The following is a 1,832-nucleotide window of genomic DNA, read 5'->3' on the forward strand; positions in this document are numbered from 1 at the left end:
GGGGGGGGGGTAGGGTCTCAGCTTGAGTCCAGTCTGCCTTCAGGAACGCCTAAGTAGCTTCGGAATCTGACCGAGGGCGGGCTGTTGACCGGTTTCTTAATTGTTCTCATGAAAGGATTCTTCATGAATGTGAAGAAATTCAACGGTTCTGCCCGTCGCCGCGGTACGACGATCGCAGCCGCCGCTCTTTCTGTTGCCATGGTGGGCCCGTTTGTGCAGCCAGTTGTTAACCCAACTGCTGCTCCGGCTGCCTTCGCTCAAGAAGGTTTGGACGCAGCTGCCCCGACTTCTCAGGATCAGATTATTGATGCCGACATGATCGCTAGCGGTCGTGTCACCAAGGCTGCTAACCTGACCGACGCGCAGGGCGTTGGTAAGGGCCTGATTTCGGGTCACGTGTATCTGACCGGCCCCAAGGGCAACCCTGGCTCCACGATCGACAACGGCAACATCCCAATGGATGGTGTCACGGTCTACGCGCAGTTCCGTGATAAGGACGGTTCCTACTCGCCGATCTTCAGCGCGAAGACGCACACCCTCCCCGATGTTGTCGGCGGTAACGGTGGCCGGGGCACCTACGCCTTCGGTACGGGCAAAAAGGGCATCACCTGGACAGACAAGCTGGGTCGCGAGCACACTTGGGCGGCACGTACTGACCAGAAGCACCGCATCTGGGTTGAGCCGTATACGAATGACCGTGGCAACAAGGTTGTCATGTTCCGTCAGGCTAACGGATTCGTGCCTGGTTCCTTCAACGGCCTAGTTGAGGGTCCTCTTGGTTCCTTTGCCGCTGCTGACGGAAACATTCAGCTGACGGCGGCCTTCTATCAGGAAGTTCCACCAAACCACGAGGACAGCTGGATGGCTGCCAAGGGTGACAAGCTCGTTGAGGATCCAGAGGGCCCAATCAAGCTGGCCGCGACCCAGACTAAGGTTCCTAACACCATCTCGGGCCGCGTTTGGCTTGAGACCGGTGGTCCGGACAAGGGCATTGTTGCTACCGGTCCATCGATGAACAGTGCTGACGAGGCAGCTGACGGTTACACCGTGTACGCATCGACCCTTACCAAGGACGGCGCTGCAGCCAACAAGAAACTGCACGAGCAGTACAAGAACGACCCTGAAAAGCTGACCGCAGAGACCAAGAAGATGCTCGAGGACCACCCCGAGTACATCCTCAAGACCGTCTACGGTAAGACCGATAACAAGGGTAACTACACCCTGCGCTTCGGTGAGTACGAAAAGGGTCAGAAGCGCGAAGACATCCTCAACCCGAACCACGTGTTCGTGTGGGTTGAGAACAAGGACGGTGTCGTTCAGAACGGCTACACTGGTTTCCATACCCCGGTTTTCCAGCGCTTCGACGACGGCGGCAACTTCCGCGCATCGGCAGTGCCTGGTGAGAACCAGCTGCCGATTGATTTCAACGGCGTTCCGTTCCAGAACCTAAACTCGCTGTACAACGTCAACTACGCAGTCATGCCGTTCACCCCAGTGTCGATCACGGCTGACTACAACGCCACCGATAAGCCGGCTGCCCCGGGCACCACCGTGACCCCAGAGTTCAACGGCGACCTGTCGACCCTGCCTTCCAAGGTTGAGTGGCGTGACTCGAAGGGTAACGTTCTCAAGACTTGCGAACTTGACCAGTCCAAGGGTATCAAGGCTCAGGTTGCAGAGTGCACCTTCGACATCCCTGAGGATGCTAAGAAGGGCGATATCTTCAACGTAGTCCTCGTTTCGGGTGGTAACGACGTTTCCGCATGGTCCGTCCTGGTGACCAAGGACGCAGACGAGTACACGCCTGCGTACGAGGAGAAGCTGGTTGTTCC

At 57.4% G+C, this 1,832-nt stretch carries 1 pseudogene; it reads left to right on the forward strand.

Features of this window, described 5'->3' with window-relative positions:
- Window positions 1-123: 123 nt before the first annotated feature.
- Window positions 124-1,832, forward strand: a pseudogene (locus HMPREF2635_RS09580) (hypothetical protein); the annotation flags it as partial.

It is taken from the genome of Corynebacterium sp. HMSC035E02, assembly GCF_001836065.1.
Classification (GTDB): domain Bacteria; phylum Actinomycetota; class Actinomycetes; order Mycobacteriales; family Mycobacteriaceae; genus Corynebacterium; species Corynebacterium hiratae.